Genomic DNA, 25,447 nt, shown 5'->3' with positions numbered 1-25,447 from the left:
CACCTACTGATGAGCAGGTAGTTGGACGCCTCTTCGCGTCATGCACAAACAAGATTCTAACGGCGTGGCGCAGGCTTCGGTGGCACGGACTTCCCAGCCGGTGCTTTCTTGATAGGTGCTTTGGCTGGGGCCGCTTTTGGAGCCGGAGCAGCAGGCTTCGTGTTGCCCACGCGTTTAGCAGGCGCAGTTCGGGCCGGGGCACGTTTGGCTGGGGCCCGTTTCACCGGGGCAGCTTTGGCCTTCTTGCTCGGCGCCGCGGCGGGGGTAGCCGGCTCGGGGCCATACTTTACCTGCGCCGAGTTTGGGTCTCCGGTCAGGAACAGATCAAACTCCACGCGGCGGTTCTGGGCACGGCCAGCATCGGTAGCGTTGTCAGCCACAGGATGCGCAGCCCCGTAGCCACGCAACTCAATGCGTGCGGCGGGCACGCCCTTGCTTAGCAGGTAGGTTTGGGCAGCCGCGGCCCGGTCGCGTGATAGGCGCTGGTTGTAGGCGGCAGCGCCTTTGCTATCCGTATGCCCGGCGATGCTCAGGCTGTAATCGGGGTACTCCATGAGCATCTGCGCCATGGCATCCAGCGTGGGGTAGGAGGCCGGTAGCAGCGTAGCCTTGTTTAGCTCGAAGCTGATGAGCTGCGTAGCTTCCTGCAGGCGTTGGCGCGTTTCGGCTTTGATTTCGGGGCAGCCGCGGTTGGCAGCCGGGCCGGGGCTGTTGGGGCACCGGTCGTCGGCATCGGGCACGCCGTCGCGGTCGGCATCGGGGGCGGTCGGGCAGCCAGTAGCGTCTACTTCAGCACCGGCAGGCGTATCCGGGCAGGTATCTTCCTTGTCGGGCACACCGTCGCCATCGGCATCGGGGCAGCCCTGCAGCTCGGCTTTGCCGGCATCATAGGGGCACGCGTCTTCGCCATCGGCTATGCCGTCGTCGTCGCGGTCGGGGCAGCCCTGCAGCTCGGGTTTGCCAGCTTCGGTGGGGCACTGGTCTTGGTAATCGGGCACCCCGTCCAGGTCGCCGTCGAGCGCGCAGCCGTTGGCGTCCACCTCCACGCCCTCGGGCGTGTTGGGGCAGCGGTCCTTGCGGTCGGGCACACCGTCCTCATCCCCATCCTGCATTTGGCCCAAGTTGAAGGTCAGCCCCACGGTGTGCTGCAGAAAGCGGTCTTGCCACTGCTTCGCGTTGGCGTCCTTCACACCGTCAAAGTTGGCTTCGATGGGCATGTGCTGGCCGGTCTGCACAAAAAGGCCTAGTCCGCCACCCAGGCGGAAATTGATGCCAGCGGCCCCAAACAGGTCCAGGTAGCTTTCGTTGATATCAAACCGTTTGGCATCGGCCATGCCCTCGCGGTTGGAGAACGTCAGGCCCGGGCCCGCCAGTAAATACGGCTGGATAAATGCATTTTCCTTAAGCGCCCAGCCGTTGTTAAGTTTCAGCTTCAGCCCCAGGTTGGCGTTGATAATGTTGGTGGTGAAGTACGAATTGGGGGTCCGACGCCCCAACAGCTCCCCGTACAGAATGCTCGTGTTCAGGTCGAGGCCGCGCCCCAAGTACATGTTGATGGCTAGCCCCGGTGCGTACTTGCCGCTGCTAAACTTCCAGTAGTCGGAGCCCAGGTCGCCTTGGTATTGTAGCGCGCTGAAGTTTAGACCAATACTGGATCGGCGTTCGGAAGATTGAGCCGCGACGAGGTGAGGGAACGTCACGATCAAAGCCAGCAGTAGCCGGATATAGGTAGAAAAATGCCTCATTCAGGACAGCATTTTAAAAGGTAGAATTGTGTTTTGCCAGGCAAGCGGTGGGTGGCTGCCTGCCGGCGGATCGGACGCAATAATTGGCTGATTACATCCTTATTCCGGAAACATACTCTTAATGCGGCACTAATGCAAACTAGAACTACCCGTTAATTGCGTCGTTTAGTTGCTATGCGAGCATGGGTTTGGTTCTGATGAATAGGAAAATATTGATAACTGTCGAGCTTATTCCAGGGCCAGTTTGTTGATGCCAATTGACGGACAACGGTCCGGGTACGCTTGGCTTTCGAGAAATCAGGACCCTAACTCGAGGCCAACACCTTCGCCTAAGTTGTTATAGCCTTACCGATAAACTCAGCCACTCCGAAACGTCTGAATATGTAAAAGGACAACGCTGGGATGTTAGGTCTCCTAGTTCAACTGTAAATGCCCACATAGTTCGGGTAGTAATTGGTCTTAAACATCACTTTACCAAGTGCTGAGGTCTGTTAGATTTATGGCCGGTGCATAACCTAATTAGGTGGGGTTTTGTTGGATGTGCTATATGAATATTGTCTTATTAAGCTGGTATGCTGACGTTTGCAGTAAGGTAAGAGGCCGAGTTGCTTTTAAGTTTATGTAACCAAGACGCCTTAATATCGGTAATGGCTCGGAGCCGGGAAGTTGCACCGGATTAATCCAGCTTATGCACCTGTTGCCCTCGCAGCCAGGCCGATTGAAACACGTACAGCCATTGCGCCTCACTGTGCAATGGCCACCGCAACGTTCCTTGTGGGCGTGGCTACTGGGTGGTTGGCTGCTATTGCCCGGTTACTCTTTCGGTCAAAGCCGGACTGCCACACCGCTCGATGCTGATCTTACCCTGGAGCAGTGCCTACAGTACGCGCTGCAAAACCAGCCCGTCTTGCGCCAAGCCCGCATCGACCAGCAAACAAACGAGGCCGATATCCGCATTGGCCTTTCCGAGTGGCTGCCGCAAGTGGCGTTCAATGCCACCGGTCAGCACAATTTTGAGTTGCCCTTTGTGGTGCTCCCCACCGAAGGCGGCGGCGTGGCCCCGCGCCGCGTGGGGCTGCGCAATACCTCCACGATCAGCTTTGCGGGCACACAAGTGCTTTACAACAACGACGTGTGGTTGGCCTTGCGCAGCGCTCGGCCGGTGCGGCGCCTGGCCGAGCAAAACACTATCGATGTGCAAATCGACGTGGTGGCCGGCGTCAGCAAAGCCTTTTTCGATGTGCTGCTGTCGCAGCGTCAGTTGCAGATATTTGAGGCCGATATTGCCCGGCTGCGGCGCAGCCTGCGCGATGCCCGGCTGCAGTACGATGCTGGGCTGGTCGACAAGATCGACTACAAGCAGGCCGAAATACTGCTCAATAATTCCCTCGCGGCCCGCAAGCAAGCCCTAGAAGGCATTAACGCCAAAACTGCCTACCTGAAAGAGCTGATGGGCCTGCCGGGTGAGCAACCGTTGCACCTGCAGTATGATACACTGCGCCTGGAACGCGACGCCGCCGTGGATACTACGGCCGGCTACGCGGCCAATAACCGGGTGGAGTTTCAGCAGGTCCAAACGCAAAAGGCCTTGCAAGCGGCTCAGGTAGGGTATTACCGCTGGGGCTTTTTGCCGGAAGTATCGGCTTTCGGCAACTACAACTCAGTGTACCAAAACAACCGCCTCGCCGACCTCTACAGCCGCCGCTTCCCTAATTCCTTCGCGGGCCTGCAGCTGTCGGTGCCACTGTTTCAGGGCACGCGTCGCCTGCAGAACCTGCGCCGTTCCCGCCTGATCGACGACCGCCTCGATGAGGAGCTGAAAGTGGTGCGTAATCAGATCAACACCGAATACCAACGGGCGCTAGCCGCTTACAAGAGCTATTATACCGACTACCAACTCGGGCAGCGTAACCTCGCGCTGGCCCAGGAAGTGTACCAAGTGGTAGACCTGCAATACCGCGAAGGCATCAAGCCGTATCTGGACGTCATCGTCGCGCAAAGCACGCTGCGCTCGGCGCAGCTAAACTATTACGTGGCGCTGTTCCAGGTGCTGTCGAGCAAGGTGGATTTGCTTCGGGCCCGGGGCGAGCTGCCGATCAACTATTAAGACCTCACCGATGCTCACCACCCGAACCACGCCTAGTATTATCGTCCTGGGGCCCAGCCGAAGAGCCTCGTCACGCCGATACGAGCCGCCAAGACGGTGCCAGACGGTAGTGGCAAGGTGCTGCGCTGCTCTTAGGATGATAGGAGGCGTGGGCATCGTGGCGCTGCAGCTTGCCTTCAGTTCCTGCGGCAATAAAGAAGAAAAAGGCCAGAGCGCACAGCAAGCCGGCCCCACGCCCGTGAACCTGACCGTAGCCAAGCGCACCGAGGCGGTGTATTACGACGAGTTTCCCGCCACCGTGGTGGCCCTGAACAGCGTGGAGCTGCGCAGCCAGGTTCCGGGCTTCATTACCAATATTTTCTTCAAGGAAGGCGAAGTGGTGCCCAAGGGCAAGCCACTCTACGAAATTGACCGGCGTAAATACCAGGCGGCGCTGCAGCAGGCCCAGGCCAACCTGCAAAGCGCCCAGGCCGAGCTGCAAAACGCCAACGTTAACCTCGGCCGCTACCAGCGCCTGGCCGAGCAAGACGCTATTGCGCGCCAGATACTCGACAACGCCGTGACGGGGCAAGCGGCCGCCCGCGCCCGGGTGGAAGTGGCCCGCGCCGGCGTCGCCACGGCCCGCACCGATCTGGATTACTCGCTCATTAACGCGCCGTTTACGGGGCGCATCGGCATTTCGCAGGTGCGCCTGGGGGCGCAGGTAAGCCCCGGCACCACGCTGCTGAATACGCTGTCGAGCGAAAACCCAATTGGGGTCGATTTCGTGGTGAACGAGCAGGAACTGGCCCGCTTTCAGCAACTGCAGCAGCGCGGCGGCGCCAACGATTCTACCTTCCGGTTACTGCTGCCCGGCGGCAAGCCTTACGCCCCAAGCGGCCGCATTCTGGCCATTGATAGAGGCATCAACAACCAAACCGGTACCATTCAGGTACGCCTGCAATTCGATAATCCGGAGCGTCTACTCACCGATGGAATGAGCCTGGTGCTGCGCGTGCTCAATCAGCAATCGGGCGTGCAGGTGGTGGTGCCGCACAAGGCCATTCTGGATCAGATGGGCGAGAGTTTCGTGTTTGTGGTGCGCGATACGGTGGCCCTGCAGCGCAAGGTGGAGCTAGGCCCGCGCCTGCGCGATGACATCGTGATAATGAAAGGCCTGAAGGAAGGGGAAAAGATCGTGACGGAAGGCGTGCAGCAGCTGCGCGACAGTGCTGTGGTCACGCTGGGCAAGCCCAGCCAAAGCGGAGGTCCAGGAGGCAAGCCCGGCGGCCAAGACGGCAAAGAAAAAGCCAAGAAGAGTGGCAACGATGGGGGCAAAGCCAGCCGCCACAGCCGCCCGGCTGGCCGCTTGTTGGTTGGCCTCTGGCCGGCTGGCGCTACTAGCTCACCGCCCATCGCCAAGAGCTAGCCAAATGATAGCCGAAACCTTTATTCGCCGGCCAGTTACGGCCATCGTTTGCTCGGTGGTGATTTTGCTGCTGGGCGCGCTATCCATCCTGAGCCTGCCCGTTACGCAGTACCCCGACATCACGCCGCCTACCGTGTCCATCACCGGCAACTACGTGGGGGCCGATGCCCAAACCGTGGAGCAAACCGTGACCACGCCGGTGGAAGTGCAGGTGAATGGCACGCCTGGCATGACCTACCTCACCAGCAGCAGCGCCAACAACGGGCAGATGAGCATGTCGGTGAACTTCGAAGTCGGCACCGACATCAACGTGGCCGCTCTCGACGTGCAAAACCGCGTGGGCATTGCCCTGCCGCGCCTGCCGGAAGAAGTGCAGCGCCTGGGGCTCACGGTGCGCAAGCGCAACCCCAGCATCCTGATGCTGGTGGCCCTGTACGCCCCCAAAGGCACCCACGACGTCACCTTCCTCGATAACTACACCAACATCTACATCAAGGACGCGCTGCTGCGGACCAAAGGGGTAGGCGACATTAACGCCCGCGCCGATGACTTTTCCATGCGCATCTGGCTGCAGCCCGATAAGCTGGCCCTGCTAGGCGTGACGGCCAACGAGGTGCTGGCCGCCTTGCGCGAGCAGAATGCCCAGATTGCGGCCGGTTCCATCGGCGGGGCGCCCTTGCAGAAAGGCCAGAGCTTCGAGTACACCGTATTTGTGCGCGGCCGGCTGGTAACGCCGGCAGAGTTCGGCAACGTCATCATCCGCACCCAGCCCGAAACCGGTGCCGTGCTCTACCTCAAGGACGTAGCTCGCGTGGAGCTGGGCAAATACAACTACGCCAACCAAAGCTTCGTGGACGGCAAGCGCGCCGCCTACCTGCTCATCTACCAAGCTCCCGGTTCCAACGCCCTCGAAACCTTCGAGAACGTGCGGGAAACCATGGAACAGCTTAAAAAACAGTTTCCCGCCGACCTCGACTACATCATTCCTTTCGAGGCCGCTTCGGTGGTGAAAGTGTCCATCCGGGAGGTGTTCAAAACCATGCTGGAAGTGCTGGTGCTGGTGGTAGTTGTAGTGTTTCTGTTTCTGCAAAACTGGCGCGCCACGCTCATTCCTACGCTGGTCATTCCGGTAGCCGTAATCGGACCGTTTATGGCCTTCGTACCGCTGGGCTTCACCATCAATACGCTCACGCTGTTTGGGCTGGTGCTGGCCATCGGCATTGTTATCGACGACGCCATTGTGGTGGTGGAAGCCGTGCAGCTGAACCTCGACGAGAAGGGCATGAGCCCTACCGAGGCCACGCTGGCAGCCATGCGCGACATTTCGACGCCCGTCGTCACCACCACCATCATTCTGATTGCGGTGTTCGTGCCGGTGGGCTTCATTTCCGGTATCACCGGACGGCTCTACCAACAGTTTGCCCTCACCATCACGGTGGCCGTTATCATCTCCACGTTCTCGGCGTTATCGTTTACGCCGGCGCTGTGCGCGCTCATGCTAAAGCCGCGGAAAAGGCCTGCCGAAGCCGATAACGAAAGCACGGAGCAAGCTGAGGCGAAGCAGCAGAGCACAGGCGAGCAGGCGGAGCCAGACGAGCCCGAAGACAAGAAAAGCTGGCTGCAGCGCTTTTTCGACAAGTTCAACCACTGGTTTGCCCGTCTCACCGACCGCTACGCCAACGGCGTGGAACGTGGCCTGAATTACCCGCGCTGGATAGTGGTAGGGGTGGTAGCGGTGCTGGTGGGTACCGTGCTGTTGTACCGCGCCAAGCCTTCCGGCTTTGTGCCGACCGAAGACGAAGGCCGCCTCATCATCACCTTCACTTTGCCCGAAGCCGCTTCTACGGCCCGCACCGTGAGCGTGCTGCAAGGCATGATGCAGGAGCTGCAGCGCACGCCCGGCATCAATCATTTCTCCGGCTTGGCGGGGCTGAATGCCATTAACTTTTCCTCGAAATCAAACGCCGGTACCATCTTTTGTCAGCTCAAGCCCTGGAAAGAGCGCGACGGCGACGAAATGCGCGCCGAGGCACTGGTGGATACGCTCCAGCGGCGCCTGGGACGCTTCAAAGAAGCGCGCGTGGTGGTGATTCCGCCGCCGCCCATTCCGGGCCTCGGCAATACCTCGGGCTTTTCCTTTGTGCTGCAGGAGCGGGAAGCTCAAACCGACATTCAGCGCTTCGACCGCACGCTGCAAGGCTTTCTGGGCGCCATTCGGCAGCGGCCCGAAATAGCTAAGGGCTTTTCTTTTTTCACGGCCAATACGCCCGGTTACCAGCTGGAAATAGACCGTGAAAAGTGCAAGAAGCTCGGCGTGCAGATATCCGATGTTGGCCAAGCTCTGCAGACCTACCTCGGCTCGGCCTACGTCAACGACTTCACGCTCTACGGCCGCACTTTCCGCGTGGTAGCTCAGGCGGATACCAGCTACCGGGGCGACATTCAGAACCTCGATCAGTACTACGTGCGCAACCAAAACGGCGGCATGGTGCCGCTGAGCACGCTCACCAGCTACCGGCGCACGGCCTCGGCCCCGCTCATCTCGCACTACAACCTGTTCCGCTCGGCCGATATCAACGGTGACCCCGGCGAAGGCTACAGCACCGGCGACGCCATCAAGGCGCTGGAAGAAGTAGCCGCCGAGGCCCTGCCACCCGGCTACGGCTACGAGTTTTCGGGCCTGAGCCGCGAAGAGCAGCTGGCTGGCAACCAGTCGCTTTACATTTTTGGCCTGTCGTTAGTGTTTGTGTTCCTGGTGCTGGCAGCGCTTTACGAGAGTTGGTCGGTGCCGTTTGCGGTGCTGGTTTCGGTACCCATCGGGGCCCTCGGGGCCATTGCTACCTTGAGCCTCTTACCCAAGCTGACCAACAACGTGTACGCCCAGATCGGCTTGGTAACGCTGGTGGGCCTGGTTGGCAAAAACGCCATTTTGGTGGTCGAATACGCCAAGGAGCGCCTCCACGCCGGCACGCCGCTCCAGGAAGCCACCCTCGAAGCGGTGCGCCTGCGTTTCCGCCCCATCGTGATGACCACCATGTCGGCCGTGCTGGGCATGATTCCGTTGATCATTGCTACCGGCGCCGGTGCCCAGAGCCGCCGTACCATCGGCTGGACGGTATTTGGCGGATTAATTCTGGCCGTGACCGTCGCCACCTTCGTGGTAGCCGTGTGTTACGTACTCATCACCCGCGCCGCCTACGGCAAGAAGCGCCTCGAAGAAATGGAAAAGGAAGGGTGGGAACGGGAGGAAAGCAAGGGGGGGGATACCGACATAGCCAGTCAGCCCGATGACCAGCCCATCAATGTTCCTAACGCCGATTCGCCCCAGGAGTTACCCAATAATGAGCAGAAGCGGCTTGATGGCAGAACGGAGCGCGGCGTTGACCCACCCGACCAGAGGCCAGAATAACATTGGGCTGTATGGTCAAAGAACACAGTTATCAGCACCGCACCAACTGGAAGTCCCAACCCCCGTCGGCTGAGGTGGGGTTAGGGCTTCCAATTAGTGCATGAAAAAGCAGCCGATGCTGTCCCGCTATTAACCGAAAAGGTCTTGAAAAACCAAGCTGTCATTAGTGCCCAGCGAGGAGATGAGTAGGAAGGGCGGCTGTGTTGATTCTTATTGGTTAATGCTGAATGCTCGGCTAACATATTGTCTATCCAAGCAAAGCCACCATCTTGAATGCACACCAACCTGAACGTCTATCAGCCTATAGCAATTGCAGTAAGTGTTGATTGACAGCAGGGTATAATATGCATGACAAGAGATTAGCACCTGACCCGCAACAAAAAGCCCCAAGCCGGAAGGCTTGGGGCTTTTTGTTGCGGCAGCAAATGATTAGTTCGCTGCTTGTGGGTTCTTCACATATTTGTCGAGCCACGCGTTCATCTCCCACAGCATGTGCATGATGTTTTCGCGGGCCGCGTAGCCGTGCGATTCGCCGGGTAGCACTACGTAGCGCGTGGTACCGCCATGGCCTTTCAGAGCCTGGTAGAAGCGCTCCGACTGGATAGGGAAGGTACCGGAGTTGTTATCCAACTCACCGTGGATCAGCAGAATCGGCGTCTTGATTTTATCGGCGTAGTTAAACGGCGACATGGCATTGTACACCTCGGGCGCTTGCCAGAAGGTGCGCTCCTCACCTTGGAAGCCAAAAGGCGTGAGGGTGCGGTTGTAAGCGCCGCTGCGTGCAATGCCCGCTTTGAATAGGTTGGAGTGCGCCAGCAGGTTGGCCGTCATGAAGGCGCCGTACGAGTGGCCCATTACCCCTACGCGGTTCGGGTCGACCACGCCCAGGCGCTTGCCCTCGTCAATGGCCGCCTTGGCACTGCTCACCAATTGCTCGGTGTAAGTGTCGTTCGGCTCCTTTTTGCCTTCGCCCACTATCGGAATACTGGTGCCTTGCAGCACGGCGTAACCCTGCGTCACCCAGAAAATGGGTGAGCCGTAGCCAACGCGCGTGAACGTGTACGGCGAGCCGGACACCTGGCTAGCGTTGCTCTTGTCCTTGAACTCTACGGGGTAGGCTTCCAGTAACGTGGGCAGCGGTCCATCACTGGTCTTGTAGTTGGGCGGCAGATAAAGGTTGGCGGTCAGGTCCACACCATCGGCGCGCTTGTAACGCAGTACCTGCTTCTTGAATGAGCCCCCGAAAGCCGCGTATGGGTTTGGGAATTTGGTAATGGCCGTCAGCTTGCCGCTCCGGTCACGTACGTAGTAGTTGGGCGCTTGGTCCACGGCCTCGCGGCGGGTGAGCAAGCGACGCTTATCGGCATCCAGAATGGCTAGGGGTACCTCGTAGTAAGGAGCCTCCGAGCGCCACCAGCGGGTCGCCTTTTTGGTCGTCAGGTCCAACTCGTCTACGAACGGACGGTCGCCTTCAGGCGAGGCGCCGGCACCCAGGAAGTAGAGGGTCTTGTTGGCTGCGTCGGTCAGCAGCACCTGTTGGCCCTGCGCATTGCGCTTGGTGTATGCGGTGCCGGGGTTATTGTATTTATCCTGCGACGAACGCTCAAACAGCACCGACAGCGAAGGCAGCGCGCCCGGCGTCACGCGCCAAGTAATTTCCTTACGGTCGGCCCAGCGGCCACCGTATACCAAGGCCACCGAGTTGTTGCCCCAGGTTATGCCGTCGTAGCGCAGCGGCAGGGCTGCAAATTCTTCGGGTGTGCCGGCGAAGGGAGCCGTCAGGGTGAATACTTTGTCGCGAATAGCGGCTTCGGTTTTGGGGTCACCACCGTCTTGGGCTTCCACCCAGTGTACCGTAGCCGGAGCATCGCCGCGCCAGCCGTGGCTACGCTGCCCGGTAGGTACAGCATCAAAAGCGGTGGGTACGTTGTCGGCCAGAGGCAGGTCGGCCAGCGTTTTTACCAGGTCGCCGGTTGCCAGATCGTACACATCCACCTTCATGGGAAACCCATTGACCGGCAGGGTGTAGGAGAAGGGCTGATGGCGCGTCTTCACCAAGATGTACTTGCCGTTGGGCGAGGGCACAGCCGACTGAATAATGCCCGGCTGGCTGATGGGTTGCAGCTTGCCATCGAGCGTTACGCGCACCATCTGCGAGGTAGCGTAGTGCTCAAATAGGCGCTCATCGTTGGGGTTCTTCAGCAAATCCTGGTAGGTGCGGGCACCGGCTTTCTTGCCTGCGTTTTCCTGCACTGCAGGGCCCGTAGGGGCTGCGTTGGGGCTCGGGGCGGCACCGCGGCCAGCCACCAGTGCGCGCACAATAAGGGTCTGATTGTCAGAAACCCACTCGTAGGGCATGCCAAAGGTGGCATTGAGGGTAACTCCGGGGACGCGACGTGCGGTGTAGGAGTTAATATCGACTACCCACAGTTCAATGCGGCCTTCGGCAGCGTTGCCCGTGGTGTGGCAGAAAGCCAGTTTGCTGTTGTCGGGCGACCAAGACACATCGGTGATGCGCGCCTGCGTGGGCATGTTCAGTACGGCCATGTCCTTGCCGTCATCGAGGCGGCGCAGCATCAGACCGGTGGAAAAGCTCACGCGGCTTGGTCCGTTGGTACGCGGATTAATGCGCATACCAGCCAGGCGAAGTTCCGGCTGCGATAAATCGGCTACCGATGGCATATCCTGCACGGCCAGCATGGCCATCCACTTGCCATCCGACGAGAGGCTGATGCGCGGCGTCAGCGGAGCCTCAACCAGGTCGGCAATGGCTTTGGGTGGGGTTTGGTATGCAACGTTCTGAGCCTGCGCAAGCGTGGCAAAGCTCAAAAAACCTGCGAGTAACAGATGTTTCATGTAGTAAGGTGAGGTGCAACCCAGCACAGCAACTACAAAGATACTACTGCAAAGCACAGTTATGGCAAGCAGATTGATTCAATCAAGTGGCTAATAACTGCTTAAACAAGTAGAAGGACCCTAGGCGGATGACGTAAAAATCCTGATAAGCCGGAAGAGTATGGTTTTGGACCAGATACAGGGCTATTATTTCAGCAGGTTCAACCCAAAGCGAAGCGGTATATACGATAAATATAATTATTAATTAAGTGCAAAAAGTAGACTAAAAAGCAATGCCTATTTTAAATCCGGCCGGAACAAACAGCCCCTGATGGGCATAGTCAAACATGGAAGTGCGGTAACGGCTTGTGGGCAGGGCCGAGCGGGTGGAGCTACCGCGCAGACCTATTCCAAAGTAAAAATCCATGAAAACCGGCCCCAGGTTCAGAGGCCCTTGGTAGCCGGCCAGCACCGACGCACCGTAACGTTTAATGGTCTCGGTGTACGGAATAGGTCCGTACTGATAATACTTCAGCCCGTCGTTGGCCAGTAGCTCCTGCCAGCCATCAGCTTCAAAGCGCATTTTCAGACGCTGATAGTGAGGGCCGTAGCCGATGTAAAAGCCCGTCATCGGGCCTTGTTCCATGGGCGTCAGGTAAATGCGGTGCAGCAGTTCTAGGCCATAGCCGTCCACTCGCTCGTTGGGCTGTACCTCATTATCGGTGCTTAGCTCGGTAACTGAACCACGGTAAAACTGCGGCACCACGCCAAAGCTGTGGCGCGGGTGGGCCCGCCACGATTTCTCCACCTCCAGCTGGTAGCTGCGCACCAGGGGCTGAAACATGTTCAGCTTCACCGACGTGGCTACGCCGCGAGCGGGCTGCTGAGCGTAGCTGCCCGTGGCCAGCGCCAGCAGGGCCAGTACCTGCAGGCTGCGCAGGCGGGGGAAGAGGGCAGCGGTAGAAAGCATCAGGGGCGGGGCGTAATGCGCAGCAAGCTAAGCTGCGTCAGCGAATTGTTGGCGTATTGATACTGATACAATCCTTCGCTGCCAATCACAAACAAGCGTCCGCGGTCGGGAATTACATCGTACGCCTCTATGCGGTGGTGCTCCCGTTGCGTCAACATTGGCGTCTGGCGAATGTCGAACACCTTCAGCCCGTCATCACACACAAACAGGGACGTGGTATCGACGCCCAGTCCGAAGGGGCGCACCATGGGGTAGCTTTGGGCCAGGCGCGGCTGCTGCAGGTTGCTCAGGTCGATGACTTGCAGCTGATTAACGCCGCCGCCGCAGGCGCGGCCCTGGCGTAGCGTGAGGTAGGCATAACGACCCTGTACTACCACCGGGTCGCAGCTCACCACGTGCTCATAATAAGCTAATTGCTGCGGGTTCTGCGGGTTGCGGGCATCGAAGATGTACATGCCCCGCTGCGTGCCGATAAACAGGTAGTTGTCCTTAGGAAAAATAGTCTCGATGCCGATGCCCAGAGGGCGTCGGGCCACTTCGGTGGGCGTAGCCGGCGAGCTAAGGTCAAACACGCGCAGGCTCTGGTCGTCGACGGTGTAGAGCGTGTTGTTCATCACCGCGAAGCGGGCCATGGAGCCGGCCTTGCCTGTATCGCCGGAATAGGGCGCCGCATCGGATTGGGTATCACAGCCACTGAAGCTGAGCAAAGTAGCTGCTGCAAAGCCACCGGCGCAACAGAAGCGAAGAAAAGAACGGAGCTTCATGGTGCTAGTTTACTTTTTGCCATCCTACCACAATTGCATCGGCGGGCCGGTTTTCGGCGCGGTACCCGGGCTCGATGCTGGCCGGCTCGGGTGGGGTAAGCTCAGGGAAGGCATTGCGCACGCGGCTCAGCACCTGCACGTTGCTCAGATCGGAGAGGTCCAGCGTTACCAGATCCACGGCGTTATCGGCGTAGAGCAGGTTGCCGCGCATGGCTATGTCCAGGCTGCCCGGAATGCGCAGGAAGCCCACATTTTGGGGCTGCGCGGGATTCTGATTGTCGATGATGTGAATGCCCTCGTACCGCTCGTTGATGTAAACGTAGCGGCCCTTGAGGTAAATTTTGCCGGTGTTGTGTAAGTCGCGGGCAGGTACCAGCGCCACCGACTGTTCCAGCACGGCGCGCGACATGAGCAGGGGCCGGTACGGAGGAAGCACGGGCCGCTCGTCGATGTTGAAGAAGCAACCCGATAAGCTCAGCAGCAGGCTCACCGATGCCAGCAAAGCGTAGAGTTTGCGCATATACGTTAAAAGAAAAGGCCAGGGCCCACCAGCACAAGCCATGGGCTTAAGCAGGAGTCAAGGCTTTTAAAGAAGGTTGCAAGCGGGTACCACACGCCCCCACAAAAATAGCGCAGTGACTAGCAGCGCTACCTAACTGAAAGCGAAGCTTAGAATTAGGGCATTACCCAACCCACGCCTTCTCGCAATACCTGGAAGGCGCTATCAGGTACTTGCTGATCCTTTATGGCTTGCCGCAGGCCCGTAACCGGTTCGGTGAGGCCGTCGTCGGCCATCTGGAAAGTGCCGAAATGCGTGGCGATGCTACGGCGAGCTTGTAGGGCACGGTGGGCCTGTACGGCTTGCTCGGGCGAAATGTGAATCGGCCCCATAAACCACTGCGGCTTGTAAGCCCCGATGGGCAATATGGCCAATGCTATAGGCCCTTGGCGCTGGCCTATTTCCTGAAAGAAAGGGCCGTAGCCCGTGTCGCCGGCGTAGTATAGGTTGCCGGCGCGGGTGCGCAGCACCCAGCCGGCCCAAAGCGTAGCGTTGCGGTCGGAGAGGCCGCGGCCGGAAAAGTGCTGCGCGGGTACACACACCGCCTCCACGCCGTTAGGCAATGACTGCTGTTGCCACCAGTCCAGATCGGTGCCATTGGGAATGCCTTCCTTATCGAGCAGCTTTTTCACGCCCAGCGGTACCAGAATCCGTGGCTTGTCGCGCATTGCCAGGCGCCGCAGGGTTTCCAGGTCGAGGTGGTCGTAGTGATTGTGGCTGATGACGACAGCGTCGATTTTGGGCAAGTCTTCAAAGCGTAATCCGGGCGGCCGCAGCCGCTTTGGGCCTATCCAGCTAAAAGGGCTGCACCGCTCGCTCCAAATGGGGTCAGTGAGAATGTTCAGCCCATCTACCTGCAGCAGGAAGGTGCCATGTCCTACGAAAGTCAACCGTACCTGGCCATTGGGCACCTGCGCCGGGGGCGGTGGTCCCACGTAAGCGTCGGGCTGTTTTGGCCACGGGTCTTTGTCGCGGTTGAACACCCATTTCATCAGCCCGCTGAAGCCGTGCTGCTCTACCTCGCCTTGGTTTTGAAATTCCTTGCCATCAAAGTGGGCTGAGGCGGGCCCCTTGTAGCGGGGGGCCGAAAGCGAGCAGCCAACAATGACGGCTCCGGCAACCAAGGTCAACAGCAGGGCTACTGCGGGCAGCCAGAACTGGCGTAAGATGCGCATCAGGAACGGAATACTGAGTGGGTACAGAACTACCGGGCGGCGCCTCGAAAGGTTTGGCCGGTGAGCCAGCTTAGCAGCAAGTTGACAGTAAGAAGGAATTAAATAAAACTAAAAAACCCCTCCGTTATAGCGGAGGGGCCTATAAAGCACCGTGATTCACCACGTGTAGAGTTCCAGCAGCACCCGGCCGGGCAATATAATTTGGGTGCTGAAGGAATAAAGTCTGTTTAGTGAGCAGAGCTAAGGGGTGATTGCGAAAGCAAAGTAAGCGCATGGGCCTACCCTGGCGCAATCCGTGCCGGTACGGGTTTTTGTGGGTGGCAAAATGTGGCTAGCACGGATATACTATTTCCGTGAGCATTGGACGAATTATGCAGGCCAACCCCAGCCTTAAGGTTGGCGAATGACTTTTTGGGTCGCCAGCACGCGGCTGTTGGCATCCAGCACCTGCAGGAAGTACACTCCTGCTGGCAGGGAGCCCAGTGGCAGCACGGACACCGGCTGAGCGGCCACCGTACCGACAGGCCGCCCAACGGCATCGGTGAGGCGTAGGGTGGTGGCGCTGGATGCAGCTGGTAGCTCTACTGTGAGGCTGGCACCGCTAGCGGGAATGGGGTACACATGGATTGGCAATTGGGTAGGAGTGGTGGTAGCAGTTGGGCGGCAGTTGAGCGTAGCCATCAGCCGGGTCCAAAGAGCGTTGTCAAAGGATGACACCGCCAGCAAGGAAGCTCCCGCTGATTCACCTTGGCGCACCACCACTAAGCCTAAACTGGGTACCACGTAGATTTTCTGGTCGTTTTTGCCCAGTGCTGCAATCATGTCGCGCGGGGCCGCAGGTACCAGCGCACCGTTGAATACAGTTTGCTGTGGCCCCGGCAGCATATGCGACGGTTGGCCGTTTAGCCACCACAGGTAGCCGTAGCTGCGGTTCAAGGACTGCGACGGCGTGGTCATCTGGCGGAAAAAGGCGGTGTCGCGCAGCACGGCGGTCTGATTCCAGGTGCCGCGGTTCAGAATGAGCAGGCCAAAGCGGGCCATGTCGCGGGCGCGGCTGTAGTAAACGTGGTTGAACCACCGTCCGCCCATGCCGATAGGAGTGCCAAGGCGTGACTGGGTGAACTGCTGAAAAGTCTGGTTGCTGGCGCGGGCCACTACGTCTTGTACCAACCGATAAGGCGCGTTGTGATAAGCCCAACGGGTGCCCGCATCGGTCTGGTATTGCAGGCAGGCGGGCTGCAGGCAGTTGTCGGGGTCTGGGACTTGGGGCGTGGGCGGCAGGTTGTCATTTAGCCCCGTGGTCATGCCAAGCTGATGACGAATTGTAATCAGCCGCTCTTTGTGCGGTGGAGCCACCGTCCAGCCCCGGCCCAGAAAGCGCGACACGCTGTCGTTGATACTCAGCAGTCCTTCTTGCTGCGCAATGCCAGTAAGCGTAGCAGCCAGCGACTTACCCGCCGAGGCCCAGTACCAAAGCGAGTCGCGAGTGAAACTGCCGTAGTACTGCTCCACCACCATCCGGCCATCTTTCAGGATGATAAACGACTTGGTACGCTTGCTGCCCAAGTAATTCAGCAGCGTATCTAGCTGCGTCTGGCACCAGCCCAGACTTTGAGGCGAAGTAGTAGCCCAGGTAGTCCCGTTGGTAGGTGGGAAATAGAGTGGGTTCTGAGCCGACGCCGAAGCAGTCGACAAAAGAAGCAGCAGAATCAGTAGTCCCGGAAGTAGGCGCATGTACATAGTAAGGGGCTAATATAAAGCCTTTGATCCAAGCTGATTAAGAGGGTTTAATGGTTATTGGAATTTGAAGGTACCTATCCAGCAGGTGCTGCTTGCAAGTTATTATCGATCGGAATAAAAGGTTGCTTGCAATTTAATTGTGTGCAATGTAATGTTGTGCATCGAATCACGCTGCAAGCCTCATGAGTAAGTTGGCTACACCTGCCCCCAACGAACTGCTGAAGCTGAACAATCAGCTGTGTTTCCCGCTTTACGCGGTGTCGCGGCTGTTCACCAAAGCCTACCAGCCCCTGCTGCAGGAACTGGAACTGACCTACCCGCAGTACTTGGTGATGCTTCTGCTGTGGGAGCACCAGGTGTTATCGGTAAAAGAGCTGGGCGATAAGCTGCTGCTCGATTCGGGCACACTCACGCCGCTGCTCAAGCGCATGGAGCAGCGCCAGTTGCTCAGCCGCCGCCGCGATTCGCGCGATGAACGCTCAGTGCTTATCACGCTGCTGCCCGCTGGCAATGCGATGCAGCAACGTGCCCAGTGCATTCCGGAAGCGCTACTAGCCAAGCTGCAGCTCAGCCCCGAGGAATTCAGTCAGCTGCGCAACACTCTTAATCAACTGCTAACCCAGCTTTCTTAACGACAGGAAAGCATCATTTTTTACGTCCGATGAAAATCGAGAAAGTGTACACGGCGCAAGCCCACGTAAAAGGCGGCCGCAACGGCCAAGTGACTAGCAACGACCAAGCCTTGAATCTGGAGCTAAGCACGCCCAAGGCTATGGGCGGCATGGGTAAAGACGGCGCTACCAACCCCGAACAACTCTTTGCGGCTGGTTACGCGGCCTGCTTTGAAGGAGCCTTGGGGGTAGCCGCCCGTCAGGCCAAAGTAGCCCTGAAAGATGTGACTATCGAGAGCTTCGTGCATTTCGGCAAGGCCGAGGACGGGGGCTTTGGTATTGCCGCTGATCTGCACGTAAACCTGCCCGGCGTGGAACAGCAGCAAGCCGAAGAGCTCGTAGCCGCCGCGCACCAGATTTGCCCGTACTCACGCGCTACCCGCGGCAACATCGAGGTGAACCTGTACACCACGACCAACGCGGCCCAACCCGTAGCCTAACAATGGAGTTATAGCATGGCGACCTGCTCTTGGCGGAGCAGGTCGCCATTGTTTTTGCTGACGGCGTTGCCGCTCGAACCACCTTAGTAGCCATGACCAACCGCACCATCGTACTAGCCCACCGGCCCACAGGCACGCCCACTCCCGATGTGTTTCGCTTCGAAGAGCAGGCGGTGCCCTCGCCCGGCGCCGGCCAGGCGCTGCTCAAAACGCTCTACGTATCGGTCGACCCGTACATGCGCGGCCGCATGAATGCGGGCAAGTCCTACGTGCCACCTTTCGTGGTGGGAGAGCCGATCAACGGTGGCGTGGTGGCCCAGGTGGTGGAAAGCGAGTTGCCGCATCTGCCAGTGGGAACGGTGGTAGTGGGCAATCTGGCTTGGAGCGAGTACCAGCTTTCCAACGGCAAAGGCCTGCAGCCGGTGCCCACCGATGCTGCCCCCATCAGTTACTACCTAGGCCTGCTGGGTATGCCGGGGCTTACGGCTTACTTCGGCCTACTCGATATTTGCCGGCCTCAAATGGGCGAAACCGTGGTGGTGTCGGGGGCAGCCGGGGCCGTGGGCACCGTGGTGGGGCAGCTGGCCAAAATTCACGGCGCCCGCGTGATAGGCACTGCCGGCTCCGATGAAAAAGTTGCTTACCTGAAAGAAGAGCTGGGTTTCGACGAAGCAATCAATTATAAAACCGCTGATGTAGCACAAGCGTTGGCTCAGGCCTGCCCTGGCGGTGTCGACTGCTACTTCGACAATGTAGGCGGCGCCATCACCGATGCGGTATACGGTCTGCTCAACAAGCACGCCCGCATTGCTCTCTGCGGACAGATTTCGTCGTACAACGCCACCGAGGTACCTACCGGGCCGCGCCCCGAGGTGAAACTGTTGCAAAGCAGCGCCTTGCTTAAGGGGTTCATCGTGAGCGACTACCTGCCACGCTGGCCAGAGGGCGTGCAAGCCCTGACGGAGTGGTACCAGCAAGACAAACTCCAGTTCGAGGAAACCGTTACGGTAGGCTTTGAGCAGATTCCCGAGGCCTTTCTGGGCTTGTTCAGCGGCGAAAACACGGGCAAGGCTATCGTGAAAGTATCAGACATGGCTTAGGTTAGCCGGCCTCGGCAGTACCTTGGTTGGCACACTGGCCTGTGCTGATAGTGACCAGGCCTTGTATCTTTGCACCCACGATGACGAAGCGGTTGGCCATAGCGCTGTTGAGCCTGCACTTGTTTGCGGTGGGGCTGATGCCGGCAGGCAATGCCCTGGAGCTGCTGAAGCTACCGCAGTTGGTGCAGCACTATCAGTTGCAGCACCGTGGCAGCTCCGTGTTGGGCTTCCTCTACGACCACTACGCCGGCCTGCATAATCAGCAGCGGCCGCAAGACCACGAAACCTTGCCGCTGCACTGCTGCCTGCACCAAGCTCCGGCACTGGCACTGCCACCTATACTGCGCCTGGTAAATGCCTTGCCCGAGCCGCTGGAGTTTCCAGAGGCCCAGCAATACGGCGGCGAGTACGTGGCTTCGGCGCCACGCGGCATTTCGCGTATCTGCTTTCAGCCCCCACGCGCCGCGGCAGCCTCAGAGGCAAGCTGGGCGTAGGCTGGCGGCCTGGCCTGAACGGTACGGCGCGTGCTCGGAGCAGCACGAGGCGGTCCGTTGCAGTGACGGCCAGCCTTCATGAAGGTCGCCATTTGGCGACGACTGATTCATGTTCAATAAGCTAATTGCACTGAGCCTCCGGCACAAGCTGGGGGTGGGAGCAGGCGTGTTGGCACTGGTGGTGTGGGGCATCTATGCCCTCCGCCATCTGCCCATCGATGCCGTACCCGACATCACCAACAACCAGGTTATCGTGTACACCGTGTCGCCCTCGCTGAGCGCGGCCGATGTGGAACGGCTCGTTACGTTCCCGGTAGAGCAGAGCGTGGCCACCATCCCGGGCCGGGAGGAGGTACGTTCGTTTTCGCGGGCGGGCTTGTCGGTGGTCACCATCGTGTTTGGTGATGCAGTCGACAACTACTGGGCGCGGCAGCAAGTGGCGGAGCGGCTGCGGGCCGCCGAGGCGCAGATCCCGGCCGGCCTGGGCCAGCCCGAAATGGGGCCGCCCACTACCGGCCTGGGCGAAATCTACCAGTACACCATTCGGCCCAAGCCCGGCTTCGAGAAGAAATACGCACTGGCCGAGCTGCGTACCCTGCAGGACTGGGTAGTGCGCCGTCAGCTGCTGGGCACGCCCGGCGTGGCCGATGTGTCGTCGTTTGGCGGCTACGTGCGCCAGTACGAAATAGCGGTGGAGCCTGCCCGGTTGCGGAGCTTCAACCTCACCGTAGCCGACCTGCAGCAGGCGCTGGCCCGCAACAACGGCAACGCCGGCGGCGGCTACCTCGTGCGCAATCCGCAGGCTTGGTTTATTCGCACCGAGGGCTTGGCGCAGTCGGAAGCCGATATCGGACGGGCCGTGGTGCGGCCCACGGCGCCGGGCCGCGGGCCCATTCTCATCCGCGACGTGGCTACGGTGCGGGCCGGTGCTGCACCGCGCTTCGGAGCCATGACCCGCAACCACGCCGGCGAAACCGTGGGCGGCCTCGTGCTGATGCTGCGCGGCGCCAACTCTTCCGACGTAGTGGCGGCCGTGAAAGCCAAGATGGCCGACATCGAGCAGACCTTGCCGCCTGGCCTAGAAATCCGGCCTTTCCTCGACCGCACCAAGCTGGTGGATCAGGCCATCAGCACCGTCACTAAAAACCTAGCGGAGGGCGCGCTCATAGTGGTGTTGGTGCTGGTGCTGTTTCTCGGCAACCTGCGCGCCGGTCTCGTGGTGGCCTCGGTGATTCCGCTGGCTATGCTCTTTGCCATCGGTATGATGCACGTGTTTGGGGTGTCAGGCAATCTGATGAGCCTGGGTGCTATCGACTTCGGGCTGATTGTCGACGGGGCCGTGATTATCGTGGAGGCCACCATGCACCGGCTGGTGTTACGGCGCAGTGCCCTGCACGGCTACGGCGAGTTGCCGCTCACCAACGAAGACCCCAGCCCCACGCAGATGGACGAGGAAGTGTACGATTCTGCCTCGCGCATTCAGCAGTCGGCCACCTTCGGGCAGTTTATCATTCTGATGGTCTACCTGCCCATTCTAGCCCTGACTGGCATCGAAGGCAAGATGTTTCGGCCCATGGCCCAGACAGTCGCATTTGCCATCATGGGCGCCTTCATTTTGTCGCTGACTTACGTGCCGGTGATGTCGGCCCTGGTACTGCGCAAAGGCGTGCGCGGAGGGGGGTGGTCGGATCGGGTGCTGGCCCGCTTGGCGCGGCGCTACCGTGGCCTCGTGACACGGGTGCTGCGTGTGCCGCAGCTGGTGCTGGGCGCGGCGCTGCTGCTGCTGGTAGGCGCGGCGCTGCTGCTGCGCACCTTGGGCGGCGAGTTCATTCCGACGTTGGAAGAAGGCGACTTTGCCGTGGAAACGCGGGTGCTGCCGGGTTCCTCGCTGAATTATACCATCCAGCAGGCTCAGCAGGCTTCCGATCTGTTGAAGGAGAAGTTTCCGGAGGTGAAGGAGGTAGTAGCCAAGATCGGCTCGTCGGAAATTCCTATTGACCCGATGCCGCTGGAAGCTTGTGACCTGATAGTAGTGCTGAAAGACCGAAAAGAGTGGACTTCGGCCGACAACCGCGAAGACTTAGCCGCTCGAATGGCCGATACGCTGCGGGCCTTGCCGGGCGTAACATTCGGCTTCCAACAGCCCATTCAAATGCGCTTCAACGAATTGATTAGTGGCGCGCGGCAGGATGTGGTTATCAAGATTTACGGCGAAGACCTGGACCAGCTCGCCGGTTACGCCCGCCGCGTGGGTCAGTTGGTCCGCGAGGTGCCCGGCGCCGCCGACCTCTACGTGGAGCAGGCCACCGGCCTGGCCCAGATAGTCGTCCGGCCCGACCGTGAACGGCTGGCGCAGTACGGCCTGAGCGTTGCAGACCTCAACGAAAGCATCGCGGCTGCCTTCGCTGGCGCCGCGGCCGGGCAGGTATTTGAGGGCGACCGGCGCTACGACCTGGTGGTGCGCCTCGGCGAGCAGTTCCGTCATGATATCCAGCAGGTGCGCGCCCTGAATGTGCCCTTGCCCGGTCAGGGCGGACAGGTGCCACTGGAACAGGTGGCGCGGGTGGATTACCAGATTGGGCCTGGGCAAATTCAGCGCGACAACGCTCAGCGCCGCATCACCGTGGGCTTCAACGTGCGCGGCCGCGACGTGGAGCGCGTGGTGGAAGAAGTGCAAGCCCTCGTGCAAAACCGCCTCAAGCTCGGCACCGGCTACACCGTGACCTACGGCGGGCAGTTCGAAAACCTGCGGCAGGCAAATTCGCGCCTGGCGGTGGCGGTGCCAGTCGCACTGCTGATGATTTTCGGCTTGCTCTACATCACGTTTGGCTCCTGGAAACAGGCAGTGCTCATTTTTACCGCTATTCCGCTGGCGGCCGTGGGTGGCGTGCTGGCTTTGTGGCTGCGAGACCTGCCGTTCAGCATCTCGGCTGGCGTGGGTTTCATTGCGCTGTTTGGCGTAGCGGTGCTGAACGGCATTGTGCTGCTCAGCGCCTTCAATCACCTGCGCGACGCCGGCCTGCGCGATGTGCGTGAGCGGGTGCTGCGCGGCACCGAAGAACGCCTGCGCCCCGTGCTGATGACGGCCACCGTGGCCTCCCTGGGCTTTCTGCCGATGGCCTTGGCCGGCACCGCCGGCGCCGAAGTACAACGGCCTTTGGCCACGGTGGTAATCGGCGGCTTGGTATCGGCCACGCTCCTCACGCTGTTGGTGTTGCCAGTGCTGTATTACCTGAGCGAAGCCGAAGGCGGCTTCTGGCGTAACCTGTTTGGGCGCCGCCCGAAGCCAAGCACCGTGGCAGCAGTAGGGGTGGGGTTGGGGCTGATGTGCCCCCTAAGCTCCATAGCTCAAACTTTACCCGATGTCAGCGCCACCGCGCCTATCACCGCGGCCGCGGCCGTGCAAACGGCCCTGGCCCGCAGTGGCGACGTGCGGGCTGCTACCTACCAGCTGTCGGCGCGCACGGCCGTGCGCGGGGCGGTGTGGGAACTGCCTCGGACCGGTCTGCAAGTCGGCTACGGACAGTTCAATACACCGTATGCCGATAACCAGCTGGCCCTTTCGCAGCCGCTGCCGGGGCTGGGGCAGTACCGGGCGCTTACCGGACTGGCCGTGGCGCAAGTGGGCGTGGCCGAAGCCGAGCTGGAGCTGCGCCGCGCTGAACTGCGGCGGCAGGTGCGGTTGGTATACCAGCAGGCTGTGTACGCCCGACACCGCTTGGTGCTGCTGCGGGCGCAGGATAGCCTCAGCCGGGAGTTTCGGCGGGCCGCCGATTTGCGCTTCCGTACTGGTGAGGCGGCCCGTATCGAGCCGGCTACGGCGCTAGTGCAGCAAGGCGAAACGCAGTTGCTGCAGGCCCGCTCCCGCACCGATTACCACACCGCTCGCCGACAACTGCAGGCCCTGCTGCAAGGCACGGCGCTGCCCTCGCCAGCGGATAGCCTGCTGCATCCCTTGTCTTTGCCGGTGGAGCTAACGGCTCTGTTCGCCGCTGCGCTCGATACCTCGTCAGCCGCTGACCCTACGGCTCGCCTGCTGGCCCAACAAGCTGCTGAACGCCGTGCCGAAACGGTAGTGCTGCAGCGTAGCCGTCGCCCCGAGCTGGGGCTTACGTACCTGAACCAGACCTTACGCGGGCAAGTGTTCTACCAAGGTGTGGAGCGTTTTTATGGCACGCAGGACCGGTTTCACGCCGCCCAGCTCAGCCTAAACGTGCCGCTGTGGACGCGGCCCTACAAAGCCCGCGAAGAGGCGGCGCGCCTGCAGGCCTTGGCCGCGCAGGAAGCGTACCGGCGCCGGATGGCAGAAGTAATGGCCACGCAAGCCTCGCTGCTGGAGCGGCTGCGGGAGCAGCAGGAGCGCATGATGTTCTATCAGCAGACGGGCTTGCCGCAGGCGGCCCTGATTCTGCGCCTGGCCAGCAAGGGCTGGCGCGCGGGCGAAATGCCCTTTGCGGAATATTTACTGCATGCCGAACGGGCCCAGCGGCTGCGAACTGATTACCTCGACGCCGTACTAGCCTTCAACCAAACCGTGCTGGAATTAGAGTACCTATTGGGTCGCACGGATTAGAACCGTCGTAGCGCGGATTCTGGCTTCGTTGCTCTACGGTTGCAAGTCAGCGGCCGCAGCAAATCCAGTCATCAGTACCCGATAGCCAAGAATTTTAACCTTGGGTTATCGATAGTCGCTCTCAAACGTTCAGACAAACGCGGACTAAAACAAAGATTGGTGTAGCCCCGGGCTACACGCCGTCAACGCCGCTTACCAACTCATGCCCCACTTTCTTTCTTCATCCATCAAATACCTGCTGGCCCTGACGTTGCTGCCGCTGCTGTCAGCTTGCAATTCCTCTCCAGCCGAGTCGACCAAAGAAGTGGCGGCGGAAGTGCCTGTGGTCGACAATGAGGTGCAGCTCAGTGCCGACGAGCAGCGCGTGGCCGGTGTGCGCACCGGAGCAGTGCGCTACCAGTCGGCGGGGGGCACCTTACGCGTCAATGGGTCCTTGGAAGCGCCGCCGCAAAGCCTCGTGACCGTGAGTGCACCGTTGGGCGGCTACCTTGAGCGGATGCCTTTGTTGCCGGGGGCACGGGTGAAAAAGGGTGAGGCCGTGGCCGTGGTTCGCAACCCGGAGTTTATCCAGGTACAGCAGGATTACCGCCAAGTGCTCAGCCAGCTGGAATACGCCCGTACCGAAATGGAGCGGCAGCAGGAATTGGTAAGGGAAGAAGTGGCACCAGCCAAAAACTTCCAACGCGCCCAAGCTGAATACCGCAGCCTGCAAGCACAGCGCGAGGCGCTGGCCGCGCGTCTGCGCCTCGCCGGTCTGCCCGTGCGCGCCACCGGTGCCATGGTCAGTACCGCCGAGCTGCGTGCGCCCATTACCGGCTTTGTTCGTGAAGTACACGCTACGCCAGGCCAGACGGTAGCCGCCACCGACCCCGTTGCTGAGTTAGTCGACCCGACGCACCTGCACGTAGAGCTGACTGTGTTTGAGAAGGACGCGCCGCAAGTGAAAATAGGGCAGCGTCTGCGTTTCACGCTGGCATCTGATTCGGCGGGCGGCGAGCATACGGGCCATATCACGCTCGTCAGCCGGGCCGTGGATGCGCAGGCCCGCACCATCAGCGTGCACGCTCACCCCGACGATGAAAACAACCCGCGTCTGCTGCCGGGCATGTTTGTGCGCGCCACCATCGAAACGGGGGCCGCCACCACGGCGGCGCAAGTGCCCACGCTGCCCGAGGCAGCCGTGGTAGATTACGAGGGCAAAAGCTACATTTTTGTGCAGCCGACGGCCGGGCAGCCGCGCTACCGCATGGTGGAAGTGCGCCGGGCTGGAGCCGTAGAGAATGGGCAGGTGCCAGTGGTACTCCCGTCTACCGTCGGGGCCGATGCTCTGGTAGTGACGGAAGGAGCGTATAGTTTGCTCAGCAAGCTGAAGAACACGGCGGAAGAGTAGCCGTGCATGACGGACGCGTATTTGCGTCTCGTTATTGCTGATGTGGTCTAGGATCTGACGAACAGTT

General features: G+C 60.1%; 16 protein-coding genes. 9 read left to right on the top strand and 7 right to left on the bottom strand.

The genetic code is table 11. From position 1 onward, the window contains the following. Positions 1 to 56 precede the first annotated feature (56 nt). Positions 57 to 1,745, bottom strand: a complete 1,689-nt coding sequence (locus AC5FXY_RS06275; protein ID WP_493555790.1) for an OmpA family protein — start codon at positions 1,743 to 1,745, stop codon at positions 57 to 59. A gap of 688 nt (positions 1,746 to 2,433) precedes the next feature. On the opposite strand from AC5FXY_RS06275, the gene AC5FXY_RS06270 reads away from it, so the two are divergent. From AC5FXY_RS06270 to AC5FXY_RS06260, 3 genes are all read left to right on the top strand, one after another. Further along, complete coding sequence (locus AC5FXY_RS06270; protein WP_493555789.1) at positions 2,434 to 3,852, top strand: TolC family protein; 1,419 nt, start codon at positions 2,434 to 2,436, stop codon at positions 3,850 to 3,852. Between the two features lie 136 nt (positions 3,853 to 3,988). Next, a complete protein-coding gene (locus tag AC5FXY_RS06265; RefSeq protein ID WP_493555788.1) occupies positions 3,989 to 5,260 on the top strand; it encodes an efflux RND transporter periplasmic adaptor subunit in 1,272 nt (423 codons plus the stop codon). A 4-nt stretch (positions 5,261 to 5,264) separates the two neighbouring features. Next, the gene (locus AC5FXY_RS06260; RefSeq protein ID WP_493555787.1) at positions 5,265 to 8,669 is read left to right on the top strand and encodes an efflux RND transporter permease subunit; all 3,405 of its coding nucleotides are present in this window, start codon (positions 5,265 to 5,267) and stop codon (positions 8,667 to 8,669) included. Positions 8,670 to 9,098: 429 nt separating this feature from the next. Here the strand turns inward: AC5FXY_RS06260 and AC5FXY_RS06255 are convergent, their stop codons facing one another. The 6 genes from AC5FXY_RS06255 to AC5FXY_RS06230 all read right to left on the bottom strand — a co-directional run bounded on the left by AC5FXY_RS06255 (position 9,099) and on the right by AC5FXY_RS06230 (position 16,706). Beyond that, positions 9,099 to 11,525, bottom strand: coding sequence for a S9 family peptidase (locus AC5FXY_RS06255; protein WP_493555786.1), 2,427 nt, complete (start codon positions 11,523 to 11,525; stop codon positions 9,099 to 9,101). 262 nt (positions 11,526 to 11,787) lie between these two features. After that, entirely contained in the window at positions 11,788 to 12,474 is a 687-nt protein-coding gene (locus AC5FXY_RS06250; RefSeq protein WP_493555785.1) for a hypothetical protein, read from the bottom strand. Further along, positions 12,474 to 13,238, bottom strand: coding sequence for an LVIVD repeat-containing protein (locus AC5FXY_RS06245; RefSeq protein ID WP_493555784.1), 765 nt, complete (start codon positions 13,236 to 13,238; stop codon positions 12,474 to 12,476). The genes AC5FXY_RS06250 and AC5FXY_RS06245 overlap by 1 nt, the downstream gene beginning before the upstream one ends. A 4-nt stretch (positions 13,239 to 13,242) precedes the next feature. Next, positions 13,243 to 13,758, bottom strand: a complete 516-nt coding sequence (locus tag AC5FXY_RS06240) for an LVIVD repeat-containing protein (protein WP_493555783.1) — start codon at positions 13,756 to 13,758, stop codon at positions 13,243 to 13,245. Positions 13,759 to 13,913: 155 nt separating this feature from the next. Beyond that, complete coding sequence (locus AC5FXY_RS06235) at positions 13,914 to 14,972, bottom strand: MBL fold metallo-hydrolase (protein WP_493555782.1); 1,059 nt, start codon at positions 14,970 to 14,972, stop codon at positions 13,914 to 13,916. A gap of 390 nt (positions 14,973 to 15,362) precedes the next feature. Further along, a complete protein-coding gene (locus tag AC5FXY_RS06230; protein WP_493555781.1) occupies positions 15,363 to 16,706 on the bottom strand; it encodes a serine hydrolase domain-containing protein in 1,344 nt (447 codons plus the stop codon). A gap of 188 nt (positions 16,707 to 16,894) precedes the next feature. Between AC5FXY_RS06230 and AC5FXY_RS06225 the strand changes: the two genes are divergently transcribed. The 6 genes from AC5FXY_RS06225 (at position 16,895) to AC5FXY_RS06200 (ending at position 25,380) form a co-directional block, all read left to right on the top strand. Then, the gene (locus tag AC5FXY_RS06225; protein WP_493555780.1) at positions 16,895 to 17,344 is read left to right on the top strand and encodes a MarR family winged helix-turn-helix transcriptional regulator; all 450 of its coding nucleotides are present in this window, start codon (positions 16,895 to 16,897) and stop codon (positions 17,342 to 17,344) included. A gap of 29 nt (positions 17,345 to 17,373) precedes the next feature. Next, positions 17,374 to 17,823, top strand: coding sequence for an organic hydroperoxide resistance protein (locus AC5FXY_RS06220; protein ID WP_493555779.1), 450 nt, complete (start codon positions 17,374 to 17,376; stop codon positions 17,821 to 17,823). Between the two features lie 92 nt (positions 17,824 to 17,915). Further along, complete coding sequence (locus AC5FXY_RS06215; protein WP_493555778.1) at positions 17,916 to 18,923, top strand: NADP-dependent oxidoreductase; 1,008 nt, start codon at positions 17,916 to 17,918, stop codon at positions 18,921 to 18,923. Positions 18,924 to 19,003: 80 nt separating this feature from the next. Beyond that, positions 19,004 to 19,417: a hypothetical protein gene (locus tag AC5FXY_RS06210; protein ID WP_493555777.1), complete on the top strand. Its 414-nt coding sequence runs from the start codon at positions 19,004 to 19,006 to the stop codon at positions 19,415 to 19,417. A gap of 109 nt (positions 19,418 to 19,526) precedes the next feature. Continuing rightward, complete coding sequence (locus AC5FXY_RS06205) at positions 19,527 to 23,990, top strand: CusA/CzcA family heavy metal efflux RND transporter (RefSeq protein WP_493555776.1); 4,464 nt, start codon at positions 19,527 to 19,529, stop codon at positions 23,988 to 23,990. A 202-nt stretch (positions 23,991 to 24,192) separates the two neighbouring features. Next, positions 24,193 to 25,380, top strand: a complete 1,188-nt coding sequence (locus AC5FXY_RS06200) for an efflux RND transporter periplasmic adaptor subunit (protein WP_493555775.1) — start codon at positions 24,193 to 24,195, stop codon at positions 25,378 to 25,380. The last annotated feature ends 67 nt before the right edge of the window (positions 25,381 to 25,447 follow it).

It is taken from the genome of Hymenobacter sp. FMD4, from assembly GCF_058932745.1.
The sequence above is the reverse complement of the archived record's forward strand: the minus strand, read 5'-3'. Positions and strand labels throughout refer to the sequence as shown.